Below are 15,049 nucleotides of genomic sequence, written 5' to 3'. Positions count from 1 at the left end.
ACCTTAAGCACGCTTCTTCAGGCTGGCGACGCCGGTCGGGTGTGGGGCAGCGCTCTTGGTCTGCGCGGCGGGCTTCGGCGCGGCTGGCGCTGCCTGCGCGGTGCGCCGTCCTTGCGATCTCGCTGCCTTGCCCCTGGCTGCCTTGTCCTTGGCCGCGTGCGGCGTCTGGGCTGCCATGGCCAGCCGCGTCGCGCGCCGCGACAAGGACGTCGACAGCAGCACCTCGACCGAGCCCTCGGGGATCGCAAACAGATCGCGGCCCGGCACGGGCAGGGTAGCCTCGACATTCGCCTGCGCCATGGTCCGGCGCGGCAGCAGCGGCTGGTGCTCGGTCTGCGCATTGAGATCGGCAAGGGCGGGCGCCGGCAGCATCCGGGTCTGCGCGAACACGAAATTCGGCACGCGCGGCCAGCGCGCGATCGGCGTCGTCTCGGTCGGCGAATGCAGCAGCCATTCCACCGGCGTGGTCGGCGTCGCCGGCCGATCGGCGGTCGCGGGCACCACATGGACGATACGATAGCCCCGCGCCTTGAGGTCACGGATGATCTTCGGCAGCGCCGCCACCGTGCGGGCCTGGATGTCGTGCAGCAGCAGGATGCCCTTGCCCTTGGCCTCGAGGCGCTGGATCGCGAGCTGATAGACGCGATCCGACGACACATGGCGCCAATCGTCGGCCGGAAAATCGGCGCTCCAGACCTGGATGCCGCGCGAGATCAGATGGTTCTCCACGCCTTCGGCGCGCATCAGGCCGGGAATGCGGAAGAACGGCGCAAGCTTGGTCGGATCCGTCATTGCGGCCGCGGTCCATTCGATGCCGCCGTTGATCTCGGCCTCGGCCTTCTCGATCGGCATGCGATCGAACGTCAGCGGATGGTCCATGCTGTGCGTGCCGACGGTGTGGCCCGCCGCCACCAGCTTGCGCACCCCTTCCGGGTTGGCCTTGGCCTGGTTGCCGATGATGAAGAAGGTCGCCTTGATGCACTCGTCGGCTAAGATCTGGAGCACCTGGTTGGAATATTTCGGCAGCGGACCGTCGTCGAAGGTCAGGACCACTTCATGGTCCTTCAGGGGCAGCGTCTCGCGATATTGCATGGTGCCGATCAGCGGATGCTCGCGCGGATCGACCACGAGGGTACGGGACGTCCCGAGCGCGTCGGGATGGCCGGGACAGTCGGCCGCGAGCGCCGCCGGCGAAGCGGTCGTCAGCAATCCCAGCAACAGGCCAAGGGCCGTCCACGATCGCGTCCGCAAACCAACGCTACTTCCGATCATGAACCTCGTCTGCCCCCATGAGATTGCCGCCTTAATAGGTCGGAGATGCCCCAAAACGGTTCAGCCGGAGCCGCCCTCAACTTTGCATGGGGTAGCATGAACAGAGTATTAATTGGCCCCAAATCACCCATTTTGCGCCGGCGTGACATTCCGGCATCAATGCGCATCGGCATTCTTCTGCGCTGGGCCTGCCGGAACGATGTGAACAACTCGATACCCGTTCTCCCTCAGATACCGCAGGAAGGCCGGCATGATCGCGGCCGTGCGCGCCTTGGGGTCGTGGAACAGGATGATGCCCTTGCCGCTCGCGGCGAGGCGCTCGGTCACGAGCTTCAATTCCTGCTCCGGCGTGATCTCGTTCCAGTCGCTGGCCCAGAGGTCAGCCCCGAACACCACGATGCCGCGCGCCTGGAGCAGGTCGAGCTGTGCGGGCGTGGACTCGAAATAGGGGAAGCGGAAGAACGGCGTCGAGGGCGTCGTGGTCGAAACCCCGCGCAGCGCCATCTCGTCGGCCGCGATGCCGCGGTCGATCTCGCTCTTGGCCTTGTCGAACGGGATCCGCGCCATGAACGGGTGCGAGAAAGTGTGGTGGCCGATGGTGTGGCCCTCGCTGGCGATGCGCTTGACCATGTCCGGATGTTCGGAGGCGTGCAGGCCGATCAGGAAAAAGGTCGCACGTACGCATTCCTGCGCCAGCGCCGCCAGCACCTTCGACGTGGTCGGTGGATGTGGGCCGTCATCGAAGGTCAGCACGACCTCGCGATCGGCGAGTGGCAGCGTCTGCGGAAAGCTCTTCAGGCCCACGCGCGGGGTGGCCTTGACGTCGACACTCAGAACGCGCGCAGTGCCGAGCGCGTCCTTGCGCGGGCACTCGGCGGCTTCAAGCGAGGTCGCGCCGACGAGGCCGGCCAGCACCGCGCCCAGCGCCATCGGCGTCCATTCCGGGCATTGCATCTTTGTCATTGCGCTCGCTGTTCGCTTGTGGGTATTGCCTGAACCGTCAGCCCAGACCATCTGATCCAACCTGTCAAACGGCGAGGCGCGCCATGGATGAACATCTGGACGTTGCCGCTCCCGCCGCGGATTCGGTACTCGACCACGTACCGATGCGCAATGAAGACGGCGAAATTCGTCACGAATTCGTCGAGGAGATCGCGCATGCGATCGAGGCCGCAGACTCGGCACAGCTGCGCGCGATCGTCGCCGAGCTGCACGAGGCCGACCTGGGCGACCTGATCGGCGCGTTGCAGCCCGACGACCGCGTCCGCCTGGTCGAGCTGACCGGGCGCGACTTCGACTTCTCCGCGCTGAACGAGGTCGACGAGGCCGTGCGCGAGGAGATCCTCGAGGAACTGCCGCCGGAGACCGTCGCTGAAGGTGTCCGCGAGCTCGAATCCGACGACGCGGTCGAGCTCCTGGAAACGCTCGATGCCGAGGAACAGGAGGAGATCCTCGAGAAGCTGCCGCTGAAGGAGCGCGTCGCGCTCGAGCGCAGCCTGCTCTATCCGGAGAATTCCGCCGGCCGGCGGATGCAGACCGAATTCATCGCGGTGCCCCAGGACTTCACCGTGGGCCAGGCGATCGACTACATGCGCGAGACGCCGGACCTGCCCGACCGCTTTTATGAGATCTACGTCGTCGACAAGGACCAGCACTGGCAGGGTGCGGTGCCGCTCGACGTGCTGCTGCGGGCGCGCCGTCCGGTGCCGCTCACCGAGCTGACCGACGAGGATCGCCGCCGCGTCTCCGTCCTGGAGGACCAGGAGGAGGTGGCCCGCATGTTCGGCAAGTACAATCTCGTCGCAGCGCCTGTGCTCGACACCCAGGATCGCCTGGTCGGCGTCATCACCGTCGACGATGTCGTCGACGTCATCGAGGAGGAGGCGGACGAGGACCTCAAGGCGCTCGGCGGCGTCACCAGCGACGAGGAGCTGTCGGACACTTTTCTCACCATTGCGCGCGGCCGCTTCAACTGGCTGCTGGTCAATCTCGCCACCGCCTTCCTGGCGTCCTCCGTGCTCGGCCTGTTCGAAGGCCAGCTCGAGAAGATGGTGGCGCTCGCCGTGCTGGCGCCGATCGTGGCGAGCCAGGGCGGCAATGCCGCGACCCAGACCATGACGGTCGCGGTGCGGGCGCTGGCGACGCGCGAGCTCGGCTCCTCCAACGCCTGGCGCGTGGTGATGCGCGAGAGCCTGGTCGGCCTCGTCAACGGTCTCGCCTTCGCCGTGATCACCGGCATCGCGGCCGTGGCCTGGTTCAAGATCCCCGGCCTCGGCATCGTCATCGGGCTTGCGATGATCTGCAACCTCATTGCCGGCGCGCTCGGCGGAATCCTGATCCCGATGGCGCTCGACCGTGTCAGGGCCGATCCCGCGGTGGCGTCCGGCACCTTCGTCACCACCGTGACCGACGTCGTCGGCTTCTTCTCCTTCCTCGGCATCGCGACGCTCTGGTTCGGGTTGAAGTAGGACGGACGTGCGGCAACCTCACTCTCGTGTCCCGGGCGCGCAGCAACGCCCTTAGCGTTGCTGCGCAGAACCGGGACCCAAAAAGCGATAGGGACGAGACCCACGAGATGGGCCCCGACACTGCAGCGCAACGCTGAAGAAGTGCTGCGCTGCGTCCGGGGCACGAGACCGCTCTCTTAATCCGAACTTAAGCGACCTGCCGCATCATCGCCCCGCTTGGGGGAATGAGCATGCGGTTGCGGCTGAAGGCGGACGGACGGATCGTCGAATTGCGGGACGGACAGGAATTTCCGGTCCAGCCGGCGGCCAATGTCGCGCCGGGCGATGCCGGCCCGCTCGCGGTGCGCGATTTGCGCCGCCGCGCCTGCCTCACGCAGATGGAGTTCGCCGCAAAACTCGGCGTCCCAGTCGAGACCATTCGCAACTGGGAGCAGGGCAAGCGCGCCCCGCGCGGACCGGCCCGCGCGCTGCTCGCCGTGATCGCGCATGCGCCGGATACGGTCTTCCAGGCGCTCGCCAAAGTTTGACGCTAAGGACGGAACGCCAAGAGCTCGCGCGAACCTGCCGTTAGCATTGCGTTGAATATCCGGCCGAACTGTCGCGGCGTCCGTTGGCAGCGTCATGGGCCGGGTCCATAATGACGGCCGGATGATTTGGGGCTGCCGCAACAGAGAGGATTCCTCATGCTGTTCGTCGAGGCCAATGGTGCAAGGATCCCGGCGATCGGGCTCGGGACCTGGGAATTGGGCGGCCGGCCATGCGCTCGCATTGTCGAGCAGGCGCTGCGGCTCGGCTATCGCCACATCGATACCGCGCAGGCCTATGACAACGAGCGCGAGGTCGGCGACGGCTTGCGGTCCTCGGGCGTGCGCCGCGACGACATCTTCCTCACGACGAAAGTCTGGACCAACCATTTCGCGCCCCACGATCTCGAACGCTCGGTCAAGGAGAGCCTCGCCCGCCTGCGACTTCCCTCCGTCGATCTGTTGCTGCTGCACTGGCCGAATTCGCATGTGCCGCTGGCGGAGACGCTTGGAGCGCTGTCGCATGCGAAGCGCATGGGCCTGACCCGCCACATCGGCGTTTCCAATTTCACGGTGGCGCTGATCGAGCAGGCGGTGGCGTTATCGCCCGAGCCGCTTGTCTGCAATCAGGTCGAATATCACCCTTATCTGGATCAGGCGAAGGTGAGGGCGGCCTGCGACCAGCATGGTCTTGCTCTCGTCGCCTACAGTCCCATCGCCAAGGGCCGCATCAAGTCCGACCAGACGCTCGCGGAGATCGGCCGCGTCCATCGCAAGAGCCCGGCGCAGGTGTGCCTGCGCTGGCTGATGCAGCAGAATGTCGCCGCGATCCCGCGCACCTCGCGCGTCGAGCGTCTGTCGGAAAACATCGAGATCTTCGATTTCGAACTGTCGGAGGACGAGATGGGCCGGATCGCCGCGCTCGCCAATCCCAGGGGACGCCTGACCGACTTCGGCTTCGCGCCGAAATGGGATTGAGGGGGGCTTCCATTATGCTAGGACCAGCGCGGCAACCTGAAGTCAATCGATGGAACTGCGGAAGATCATACGGACGGACCTGGCGGCGTCGGCAATCGCGCATCTGACGCTGGTGGCGCTGATCATCCTGATCAGCGAAGTCCATCCGTTCCACGCCGCGCCACCCGAGACTGTTACGGTCGACATCGTCACGCCGGAGCAGGTGAAGGAGGAGGCCAAAGCCGAGCAGAGGGCCCAGGAAGAGGCGAGGGAGAAGCCGCCGGAGCCGAAACCCGACCTGAAGCTGCCGAAGCTGGATTTCGCCGACAAGTCGGATGCGACGGCCAAGCAGCAAGCCGCGCCATCGCCCTCACCGCAGGCTTCGCCCGAGCCGCAACGTTCTGCGCAGCAGCAACAATTGCAGAAACAGCCTTCGCCGCCGAACCCGCGCGAGGTCAATGCACAGCCGCAACAGCCTCCGCAGCAAGCCCTGCCGCAGCCGATGCCGCAACCGCCGCCTCAGGGCATGCCGCTGCCTCCGACGCCGCCATCACAGGTGATGCAGCAGCCCCAGGCCGCACCGCCGCCGGCCTATCAGGCTCCGGAGCCCGACGTCACCGTCAAGTACGGCGTCATGCTGGGCCTGCCACCTGAATTGACGGAGCTGCCGAAAGACGCCCCCAAGAACGTCGGCGGCGACGCCAAGGATTCGATCGCCGCCAAGCTGCCGTCCGAGGTCATCGCCGAGCTGCGCCGTCACCTGAAAAACTGCGCCAAGCTGCCGTCCGGGGTCGCGCCGACCGACAACGTCTATATCAAGCTGCGCACGGTGTTCGCCACCGACGGCACGCTGGCACGCGAGCCGATCCTGATGGAAGCCCCGCCGTCCGCGAAGGGCGTCGCCATCGTCAAGTCCGCAATGAGCGCACTCCAGAATTGCCAGCCCTACAAGATGCTGCCGGCCGACAAATACGGGGAATGGAAGGTGCTGGATTTGCCGTTCAGCCCGCGGGATTTCGGCGGGGGCTAGGACATAGTCGTGTAGCCCGAACGGAGCGCAGCGTAATCCGGGTGATTGCTCGCCATTGACACTTTCCCCGATCGCGCCGCGCTCGATCCGTCGCCGCGCCTGTGTCGCGGCTCTGTCAATCCCGATTGCGCAAAATATTCTCCTTTACCGAAATTCGGAAATGACGTATGTATCGCCCACCCCGGCTCATCCGAGAGGGGCGATCATGTGTCGTGATGATCGCGGAGCCGGGCTTGCGGTGGACGCGGCAGCGTCGGGCGCGAGAGGCCAAGGGCAGGGCGGATTGCTCTCCGTGAGCCCTTAAGCTTCGCGCAGACGGACGGCGCTGTCAGGTTCGTCGCGCCAGCATGTCGATGGCAAGGTGCACAACGCCGTCGAACCCTGCGGCGCAGGCGAGCCGCGCGTACGGCAAAACCGTGTGGTCCTGGCCGTCGTTGCTACGGTCAAGCCCTGGCGGATGCGGCATGGGCGTCAACCGGCGCGGTGTCCGTGACTTTCGCTGGAGTGAGGGAGGCCAGAACGAACTCGGCTCCCGGGAGAGCGCGGCATAAGCCGTCAAACCACTGCGCAGGGAAGGCCGTGTGTTGGGCTTCACCTGTATGCCGCTGTGCAGTTCTTCTGCGTGTGCCTTTCGCACAGCGGACCGTGGGTGCCAGCCGGCACCCGGCCTTTCCTGCGCCCTCCGGCTTTGAGGGTGGAGAGATCAAGCAAAGCTCGGGCGAAACGCGCCGCGAGAATGCGAAGGCGTGTCTGCACGTTGAATGTGTGTTGGAGAATGACGTTGGTTCACCATGCTCCGTCATTGCGAGCGCAGCGAAGCAAATCCAGAGTCTTTCCGCGGAGGGATTCTGGATTGCTTCGCTGCGCTCGCAATGACGTTGAGAGAGCATGCCTCACTCTCCTCTCGTGCCCCGGACGCAGCGCAGCGCCCTTCAGCGATGCGCTGCAGAGCCGGGGCCTATATCGCAGCGCCTTCCCGTGTGGGCCGGGTCCCGGCTCTGCGTCGCGTCACTTCGTGCCGCGCCGTGTCCGGCACGGCAGTGCATCAATGACCGCGCTTCTTCTCCTCGTCAGCCGCCACCACCTCCGGCGCCATCGCCGCCCAGGCACTGGACGCGAATTGCCGTCGCCAGGTCACGACCACCACGGCCGCCGTGGTCGCGAACAGCAGCCAGGGGCTGACGAACCAGCCGAGATAGCCGAGCGCGAAGAAGAAAGCGCGCTGGCCGCGGTTGAAATGGCGGCCTGCGGATTCGAACAGGCGCGTGGTGCGGATGACATGGGCTTCCGCCTCCACCGTGTCGCGCTGGGACGCTGGCGGCATGCCGCCGAACAGGATCGCGACATAGTTGAACAGGCGATAGGCCCAGGCGAACTTGAAGAAGGCGTAGACGCAGATCAGCACGAGGCCGACGCATTTCAGCTCCCACAGTGCGGGCGAGGGGCTGAGGTCGATCGGCAGCTTGCTCAGGATCGTGATGGCGTCGTTGGTGGCGTGCAGCAGCGCCAGCGCGCCGCCCAGCGCGAACAGGCTGGTGGAGGCGAAGAAGGCGGTGCCGTTCTGGAGCGAGGCCATGATCTGCATGTCGACCATGCGCGTGTCGCGCTCGAGCAGCTGGCGCACCCAGACCTCGCGGTAGCGATTCATGCGCGCCGACAGGCTGTCGCGGCCATAGGCCGAATGCTCCAGCGTCAGCGCGTAGACCAGCCATTCGATGATGAAGAAGCCGACGGCGGTAATGTCGACCCAGTGCCTGCTCATGTCCGTCTCCTCGCGGGCGGCAACGATTGCCACGCATGGCAAGGCGCGGCAACGATTGATTGGGGGCAGGCTATGGCGTTAAAAGCAGCTCGCTTCAGGACGTCTCGGGGAGGATTGACGACATGGCTGCGCTGAAACTCGCGATCGGCAACAAGAACTACTCGTCATGGTCGATGCGGCCTTGGCTTGCACTGCGCGCCAGCGACATCCCCTTCGTGGAGACCGTCATCCCGCTCTACACCGACAATCCCGCCGACAAGGAGCAGATCCTGTCCTTCAGCCGCGCCGGCAAGGTGCCGGTGTTGGTCGATGGCGACATCACGGTGTGGGACTCGCTCAGCATCATCGAATACATCGCCGAGCGCTACCCGGAGAAAAAGCTGTGGCCCGACGATGTCGCCGCGCGCGCTTATGCCCGGTCGGTGTGCGCCGAGATGCATTCCGGCTTCATGGCCTTACGTAACGAATGCGGCATGAACCTGCACCGCCCCGTGCGCCCGGTGACGTTGTCGGCGGACGCCAAGGCCAATATCGCGCGCGTGCAGGAGATCTGGCGCGAGTGCCGGACCCGGTATGGCGCCAAGGGACCGTTCCTGTTCGGCCGCTTCGGCGCGGCGGATGCGATGTACGCGCCGGTCGTGCACCGCTTCCGCACCTATGCGATCGAGGTCACGCCCGAGACCAAGGCCTACATGGACACGATGCAGGCGCTGCCGGCGTTCCAGGAATGGACCCGGGACGGGCTCGCCGAAACGCTTCGCATCGAGAAGTTCGAGGACGCCTGACCGCTGGTCCGGACGGGAAGGCCGGCCCGCGCGCCGGCTGGCGGCGCTCCTGCCACCGCCGTGATTCCCCACGCTGCGACATCCGGCTGCGACATGCCGCCGGACGGGGCTGCTCCGGCGGTATCATCGGCCCGCCGGTCCATCTCTATCGTTCTGAAAAGACTGTCAAATTGGCGCGGTTGTCATGCCGGCATGACGCTGGCCAAACGGGCGGGGCTCGTGCTATACGACGGCCCGGGTTTCCGGCCGGCCATCGCAGTGGGACACTGGGCGAGGCAGGCGCTGTTTGAGTGATGGAGAGGGTGTTGAAGCACAAATTCCCCGTGGGAACGCGCGTGTTGTTCACGGCCAGCAATGTGGCGCGTCCGGCTGCCAGCGGCGCGTATGAGATCATCCGTCTGCTGCCGACCGATGGCGACGACTGCCAGTACCGGATCAAGAGCTCGACCGAAGCCTTCGAGCGCGTCGCCAAGGAAAGCCAGCTCGCGCTCTCCTGAAGACGGACGCTACCCTGCGCATTGGCGCCTCCCGGAATTGTATCCTCTCGCCGTCAAAAGGCCCGCTTCGGCTTCGCAAGGTGGGGCGGGGGCAGTTGCCGACTCGCGGTGCTCGCTTGACCATTCGCTCTTTGCTCGCGTGAGAGGACGTCGCGTATGACCTGGTCGCTCGACCAAATTTGGCGCTGGCCGGCCTTCCCGATGTGGATGACGCTGCTGGCTGCCGGATTCTTCGGGCTGATCCTGCTGATCACGCTGCTGCGCGCCGACAGGTCGGTCGCCAACGGCGCGTTGACCGTGATCACGCTGCTGTCCATTGCGATCGCCGGGGCGGCCACGGTGCGCGTCTATGGTTCAGAGGGGCAGGCCACCCCGGCCGAAGCGCGCGCGCAGGCGGTAACGGCGAGCCTGCCGGCGCTGTCCTGCCTCGACGATCTCGCCGGCGATGCCGTGGCCGTTGGCTGCGAGAAGGCGCTGTTCGGCGCGCCTGAGGCAGCGGCTGCCGCCGTCTCCTATACCGCCGCCAGGATCGACCGGCTGACCGCGCTCGGCGACGTCGCCACGGCCGAGAAGAGCCTGACGCTGGACCTGAAGGTGCTGCGCAAATCGCTGGAGCGTGATCGCTACGGCCTCGTCGCCCATGTGCTGGTCGCGCGCGACGGCTGCACGCAGTTCGATTGCGCTGCGTTCCGCTCGCTGACCGACCAGCAGCAGGTCGCCGCCAACATGGATTCCCATCGCTACGACACGCTGGTTGCGCGCTATGCGCCGACCTGGAACGCGCCCGCAACGGCGCTGGCGATGCCGGCTACCGGCGCGCTTTCCGGATTGCCGCCGTCGATGCCGACGGGCAAGCCGACCAATGCCGAGTTCCCGAGCGCCTCGTCGACGCCGCCGGTCAGCATCATGAATCCGGAGCCGCCGACCGCGGCGACGCGCCAGGCGGCACCGGCCGCAAACGCAGCGCCGGCAGCGCGCGCGCCGGCAGCGGCCTCGGCACAGGCCGCAGCGCCTGCGGCACCAACTGCATCGGCCGCGAAGAAGCCGCCTGCTCCAAAGGCAGCGCGTTCTCCCGCAGCGCCGGTTCCGCTCGCGCCCCCGCCAGCCTCGGCGGCTGCTCCAGCGGCTGCGGATAACGAGTAGATCGGCATTCCAAATGCGCGGCTGCCCGGCTAATGCTGGGGCATGCCGCTACACCTGATCAAGCTCGCTGTCGGCTGCGACTCCGTCAAGGAATTGAAGGAGTGGATCGCCGAACGGATGCAGACCGCCAAGAAGAAGGGTCTGCCGCAACGTCACATCCACATCACCCGCATGGTGCCCAAGCGCGACGCCGAGATCCTCTCGGGCGGTTCGCTCTATTGGGTCATCAAGGGCGAGATCGCCGCGCGGGAGAAGATCATCGGGATCGAGCCGTTCCGTGATAAGGACGGCATCGGGCGCTGCCGGATCGTGATGCAGCCGAAGGTGATCTCGGTGTCGCCGCGGCCGATGCGCCCGTTCCAGGGCTGGCGCTATCTGACCGATGATTCGGTGCCCGCCGATCTCGGCAAGTCCGCCGCCGGCTCGATCGCGGCGATGCCGGAGCCGATGCGGCGCGAGCTGCGTGATCTCGGATTGCTCTAAACCGCGATATTGTCGATCAGCCGGGTGGTGCCGAGCTTGGCCGCGACCAGGATCCGCAAGGGTCCGTCCTTGCGCGAGGTGACCGGCGCCAGCGTCGCGGCATGGCGGGCTTCGAAATAGTCGAGGGCGAAACCGGCCGCCTTGATCATCTCGGCGCCGCCGGCCATGGCGGGCGCGATCGCATCGCCTGCACGGATGCGCCCGGCGCTCTCCTTCATGGCGCGGTAAAGCGTGATTGCGGTCTGCCGCTCCTGTGGTGACAAATAGACGTTGCGCGAGGACATCGCGAGCCCGTCGCGCTCGCGCACGGTGCGGGAGCCGATGACCTTGACGCCGAGGTCGAGATCCCGCGCCATCTGCGCCACCACCCGCAGCTGCTGAAAATCCTTCTCGCCGAAGATCGCAAAGTCGGGCCGGCATTGCGTGAACAGCTTGCCGACGACGGTGGCGACGCCGCCGAAGAAATGCGGGCGGAAGCGGTCCTCGAGCCCGGCCAGCGCCGGCCCCTCCGGCACGATGCGGGTGGCAAAGCCCTCCGGATACATGGCCTCGACGCCGGGGTGCCAGACTACATCGACGTCCTCGGCCGCGAGCTTGGCGATGTCGGCCTTCCAGGTGCGCGGATAGGCGCCAAAATCCTCGGTCGGGGCGAACTGAGTGGGGTTGACGAAGATCGACACCACGACGCGGCTCGCGCGTCGCTTGGCGAGGCGAACCAGCGACACATGCCCATCATGGAGTGCCCCCATGGTCGGGACCAGTGCGATCGTGGCCTTTCGCTTGCGGAGAGTGTCGACGGCGCGCCGCAGGGCAGGGACCGTGCGGGCGATCAAGGGACTTGATGACATCAGGACTCGATAGGGTTGGGAATCAGTGCGGGTGCGGCCGGCGCGCGACCGGCTAACCTTAACAAGCGGCGATCATGGACACCATGCATCCGGATGCGGCACAGCATCCCGGCCAAGGCTGCGCAGAATGTCGCGACATTGTGGGCTGGACCACAGACGAAAAGATGCCGCCGCAATTCATAACGAAGAACGGCGCATTGCAATTTGCATTACCTGTCACGCATTTCACTTGACCGCCGATGCGGTCAACTCGAAGATATTCGTTAGGGGTATTGAGGATCGCCATGCTTGTGCAGGCTAGCCAAGGCCAATCCGGCTCGGCGCATGTGGTCGTGCTCGGCAATGAGAAAGGCGGCTCCGGAAAATCGACGACCGCCCTGCACATCGCGGTTGCGCTCCTGAAGGCCGGCCAGCGCGTCGCCACCATCGATCTCGACTGCCGCCAGCAGAGCTTTACCCGCTACATCAGCAACCGTTCAGCCTGGGCGCGCCGCACCAAGCTCGACCTCGAGCTGCCGGTGCATCGCTGCATCAAGCTCGGCGAGACCATGCAGATCGCCGAGAACGAGAATGCCGAGTTCCTGCAATTCATGGAGGCGGTCTCGGCAGTCGAAAGCAGCTTCGACTTCATCGTCATCGATACGCCCGGCACCGACAGCTACCTGATGCGGCTGGCGCATTCGATGGCCGACACGCTGGTGACGCCGATCAACGACAGCTTTCTCGATTTCGACGTGCTCGGCACCGTCGATGCCGCCAACTACGCGGTCACGGGGGAGAGCCATTACGCGGAGATGGTGCGCGACGTCAGGCGCAAGCGCCGCCAGCTCGACGGCGCGACCACCGACTGGATCGTGGTGCGCAACCGCCTGTCGATGCTCGGCTCCCGCAACAAGCAGCTCGTCGCCGAGGGGTTGAAGGATTTGTCGCTGCGGCTCGGCTTCCGCTACGTCGACGGCTTCGCCGAACGTGTCGTCTATCGCGAATTCTTCCCGCGTGGCCTGACCGCCCTCGACGAGATCGACGAGGCCACGCTCGGCATGCGGCCCAATCTCGGCCATCTCACCGCGCGGGAGGAGGTGACCAGCCTGCTCCGCCAGCTCAAGCTGCCGCTCGATGAGCGCGGCCGCCGCCGCGCCGCCAACCGTGCCGAATGGTTCAATCAGGTCGACAAGCCGCTCGAGGTCCACGACATCCTCGGCGCCTGAGGCCGCGGTATATTGCTACTTTCCGTCAAATCCGAGCCAGTTGCCGCGGGAACTCGGTCCGCGCTCCGCGCGTTTTCATCTCACGTTGACTACGAATTGAACCCGATCGGGCCCGGTTGCGTCGGATGGTGACCTGCACCCTGACGAAGCCTTATGACAAAGGGTGCCCAACAAACGTGTGCGACGCACAATGAAAGGGCTGCCGGTTCACAATATTTAGCCTTCCTGTCACGCTGCTGTGACATATATTAGGGAATAGGCGACAAGGGGACAAAGAGCCCCGGAGAACACGATTTTCAACAGGGATCAGGCCGCAAGAGCCTGCGGCTGAGGACGAAGATGAAGCGTGGAATTGCCGTTCTGGTTTCGGTCAGTGCTCTCTGCGGCATCGCCTATTTCACGGCGAGCAAGTGGGCCATCAAGCACGAGACCATCACCTTCTACGACGCTTCGCGCGACAATCGCCCGGTGCCCGTCCACATCGCGGTGCGCCGCGACAAGGAAATGCAGGCCAACGCCGGCATGATTAAGTTGCCTGTCGCCGTGATCAATCATGGCAACACCGTCAAGAACACCGAGTACGGCTTCCTCGCCAACATCTTCGCTGCGCGCGGCTACATGGTCGTGAGCCCGCAGCATGATTTGCCGACCGACCCTCCGATGGTGACCAAGCCGGGCGAGCTCTATGTCGGCCGGCTGCCGCAGATCCTGCGCGGCGTCGCCAACATTCATCTCGCCATGCAGGAGATGAAGAAGGTCCAGCCGAATGCCGACTACGACAAGGTGACCATGGTCGGTCACTCCATGGGCGGCGACATCACGATGTATTTCGCCAAGCAGTATCCGGATGAGGTCAAGAAGGTCGTCACGCTCGACAATCTGCGCGTTCCCTTCGTCACGGCCGGCAAATTCAAGATCCTGTCGTTCCGTTCCACCGATCCCCAGTTCAAGGCCGATGCGGGCGTGATCCCCACGGACGAGGAGTGCGAGAAGGCGGGCATTCAGGTCGTGAAGACCGAGTTCCAACATAATGACATGCGCGACACCGGTCCGGATGCGGCCAAGAACTCGATCCAGAGCATGCTCGACAGGTTCCTGAGCGCCACCGACAGCGACGTCGGACCGGTCGACACGCAATCGTCTCCGCCCAAGATTCTCGAGCCGGGTCCAGTTGCATTGATGGCGCCTGCCAAGAGCTGACGCCTCCCTCATTGATACCGATCTCGAAGCCTCCGCCGGCTTACGTCCGCGGAGGCTTTGCACATTGACCGGGCTGTCCGCGCCCACCACATTAATCGCCCACGCATGGTTGAGCAGCGATGTCGGGCGACCCCATCAAACCGCGCGGCGATGCCGTCTCGACGAAAGCCGGCGGCGCAGTGCCGCAGGCCGGAACGTCCACCTCGGATGACATTGCCGCCTTTGTCGCCAAGGCGCGTGCGTTGTCACCGCATGCGCCCGGCGCGAGGGGGCGGCTGATCTTCGCGCTGGATGCGACGATGAGCCGGCAGCCGACCTGGGACATGGCCTGCGCGCTCCAAGCCGACATGTTTCGCGAGACTGCGGCGCTCGGCAGCCTCGACGTCCGGCTCGTCTACTATCGCGGCTTCAACGAATGCCGTGCGACGGCGTGGATCTCCGACAGCGCCAGGCTTGCGACGCTGATGAGCAAGATCGATTGCCGCGGCGGCGACACCCAGATCGGCAAGGTGCTGAGCGAGGCCCGGCGCGAGGCCGTCGCGTCCGGCGTGCGGGCCGTCGTCTTCGTTGGCGATGCCATGGAGGAGAACGCCGACGAACTCTGCGCCAGGGCCGGCGAGCTTGGCATGCTCAAGGTGCCGGTGTTTGTGTTTCAGGAAGGCCATGACGCCGTGGCCGAGCGGACCTTTCGCGAGATCGCGCGCCTGACCGGCGGTGCCTGGTGCCGGTTCGATCCTGGCGCGGCGGCGCAGTTGCGCGAGCTGTTGCGGGCGGCCGCGGCTTACGCCGCCGGCGGCCGTGAAGCGCTGCTGGAATTGGCGAAGAGCGCGAGCGCTGCGGCGAAGCTGATCGGCCAGATGAGGTAGCGATCA

16 protein-coding genes are annotated in these 15,049 nt (G+C 65.6%); 12 read left to right on the top strand and 4 right to left on the bottom strand.

Annotation, left to right across the window (positions count from 1 at the left end; all coding sequences use genetic code 11):
* Positions 1-3: 3 nt before the first annotated feature.
* Positions 4-1,272, bottom strand: a complete 1,269-nt coding sequence (locus IVA91_RS18890; RefSeq protein WP_247420604.1) for a polysaccharide deacetylase family protein — start codon at positions 1,270-1,272, stop codon at positions 4-6.
* Positions 1,273-1,428: 156 nt separating this feature from the next.
* Entirely contained in the window at positions 1,429-2,202 is a 774-nt protein-coding gene (locus IVA91_RS18885) for a polysaccharide deacetylase family protein (protein ID WP_247275785.1), read from the bottom strand.
* Positions 2,203-2,318: 116 nt separating this feature from the next.
* On the opposite strand from IVA91_RS18885, the gene mgtE reads away from it, so the two are divergent.
* The 4 genes from mgtE (at position 2,319) to IVA91_RS18865 (ending at position 6,251) form a co-directional block, all read left to right on the top strand.
* The gene (gene mgtE, locus IVA91_RS18880; protein ID WP_247275743.1) at positions 2,319-3,740 is read left to right on the top strand and encodes a magnesium transporter; all 1,422 of its coding nucleotides are present in this window, start codon (positions 2,319-2,321) and stop codon (positions 3,738-3,740) included.
* Between the two features lie 224 nt (positions 3,741-3,964).
* Positions 3,965-4,267 (top strand): helix-turn-helix domain-containing protein, encoded by a 303-nt coding sequence (locus IVA91_RS18875; protein WP_247275744.1) that lies wholly within the window; start codon positions 3,965-3,967, stop codon positions 4,265-4,267.
* A 156-nt stretch (positions 4,268-4,423) separates the two neighbouring features.
* Positions 4,424-5,242, top strand: a complete 819-nt coding sequence (locus IVA91_RS18870) for an aldo/keto reductase (protein ID WP_247275745.1) — start codon at positions 4,424-4,426, stop codon at positions 5,240-5,242.
* A 49-nt stretch (positions 5,243-5,291) separates the two neighbouring features.
* On the top strand, positions 5,292-6,251 hold the full coding sequence (locus tag IVA91_RS18865) for a hypothetical protein (RefSeq protein ID WP_247459055.1): 960 nt from the start codon (positions 5,292-5,294) through the stop codon (positions 6,249-6,251).
* Positions 6,252-7,296: 1,045 nt separating this feature from the next.
* Here IVA91_RS18865 and IVA91_RS18860 read toward each other — a convergent pair.
* The gene (locus IVA91_RS18860) at positions 7,297-8,013 is read right to left on the bottom strand and encodes a DUF599 domain-containing protein (protein WP_247275747.1); all 717 of its coding nucleotides are present in this window, start codon (positions 8,011-8,013) and stop codon (positions 7,297-7,299) included.
* Positions 8,014-8,135: 122 nt separating this feature from the next.
* On the opposite strand from IVA91_RS18860, the gene IVA91_RS18855 reads away from it, so the two are divergent.
* From IVA91_RS18855 to IVA91_RS18840, 4 genes are all read left to right on the top strand, one after another.
* The gene (locus IVA91_RS18855; RefSeq protein ID WP_247275748.1) at positions 8,136-8,798 is read left to right on the top strand and encodes a glutathione S-transferase family protein; all 663 of its coding nucleotides are present in this window, start codon (positions 8,136-8,138) and stop codon (positions 8,796-8,798) included.
* 293 nt (positions 8,799-9,091) lie between these two features.
* Positions 9,092-9,295 carry a hypothetical protein gene (locus IVA91_RS18850; RefSeq protein ID WP_247275749.1) on the top strand — a complete coding sequence of 68 codons (204 nt, stop codon included), beginning with the start codon at positions 9,092-9,094 and terminating at the stop codon, positions 9,293-9,295.
* A 156-nt stretch (positions 9,296-9,451) separates the two neighbouring features.
* Positions 9,452-10,438 (top strand): hypothetical protein, encoded by a 987-nt coding sequence (locus tag IVA91_RS18845; RefSeq protein ID WP_247275750.1) that lies wholly within the window; start codon positions 9,452-9,454, stop codon positions 10,436-10,438.
* A gap of 42 nt (positions 10,439-10,480) precedes the next feature.
* Positions 10,481-10,921, top strand: coding sequence for a DUF1489 domain-containing protein (locus tag IVA91_RS18840; protein WP_247275751.1), 441 nt, complete (start codon positions 10,481-10,483; stop codon positions 10,919-10,921).
* On the opposite strand, the gene panC is transcribed toward IVA91_RS18840, so the two are convergent.
* On the bottom strand, positions 10,918-11,769 hold the full coding sequence (gene panC, locus IVA91_RS18835) for a pantoate--beta-alanine ligase (RefSeq protein ID WP_247420616.1): 852 nt from the start codon (positions 11,767-11,769) through the stop codon (positions 10,918-10,920). The genes IVA91_RS18840 and panC overlap by 4 nt on opposite strands.
* Positions 11,770-11,843: 74 nt before the next feature.
* Here panC and IVA91_RS18830 point away from each other — a divergent pair, with 74 nt between their 5' ends.
* The 4 genes from IVA91_RS18830 to IVA91_RS18815 all read left to right on the top strand — a co-directional run bounded on the left by IVA91_RS18830 (position 11,844) and on the right by IVA91_RS18815 (position 15,043).
* Positions 11,844-12,002, top strand: a complete 159-nt coding sequence (locus IVA91_RS18830; RefSeq protein ID WP_247420618.1) for a hypothetical protein — start codon at positions 11,844-11,846, stop codon at positions 12,000-12,002.
* A gap of 51 nt (positions 12,003-12,053) precedes the next feature.
* A complete protein-coding gene (locus IVA91_RS18825) occupies positions 12,054-12,977 on the top strand; it encodes a division plane positioning ATPase MipZ (RefSeq protein ID WP_247275754.1) in 924 nt (307 codons plus the stop codon).
* 339 nt (positions 12,978-13,316) lie between these two features.
* Complete coding sequence (locus tag IVA91_RS18820; RefSeq protein WP_247275755.1) at positions 13,317-14,177, top strand: alpha/beta fold hydrolase; 861 nt, start codon at positions 13,317-13,319, stop codon at positions 14,175-14,177.
* 119 nt (positions 14,178-14,296) lie between these two features.
* On the top strand, positions 14,297-15,043 hold the full coding sequence (locus tag IVA91_RS18815; RefSeq protein WP_247275756.1) for a VWA domain-containing protein: 747 nt from the start codon (positions 14,297-14,299) through the stop codon (positions 15,041-15,043).
* The last annotated feature ends 6 nt before the right edge of the window (positions 15,044-15,049 follow it).

Origin of the sequence: Bradyrhizobium sp. 153 (genome assembly GCF_023073835.1) — a bacterium.
Taxonomy (GTDB): domain Bacteria; phylum Pseudomonadota; class Alphaproteobacteria; order Rhizobiales; family Xanthobacteraceae; genus Bradyrhizobium.
The sequence above is the reverse complement of the archived record's forward strand: the minus strand, read 5'-3'. Positions and strand labels throughout refer to the sequence as shown.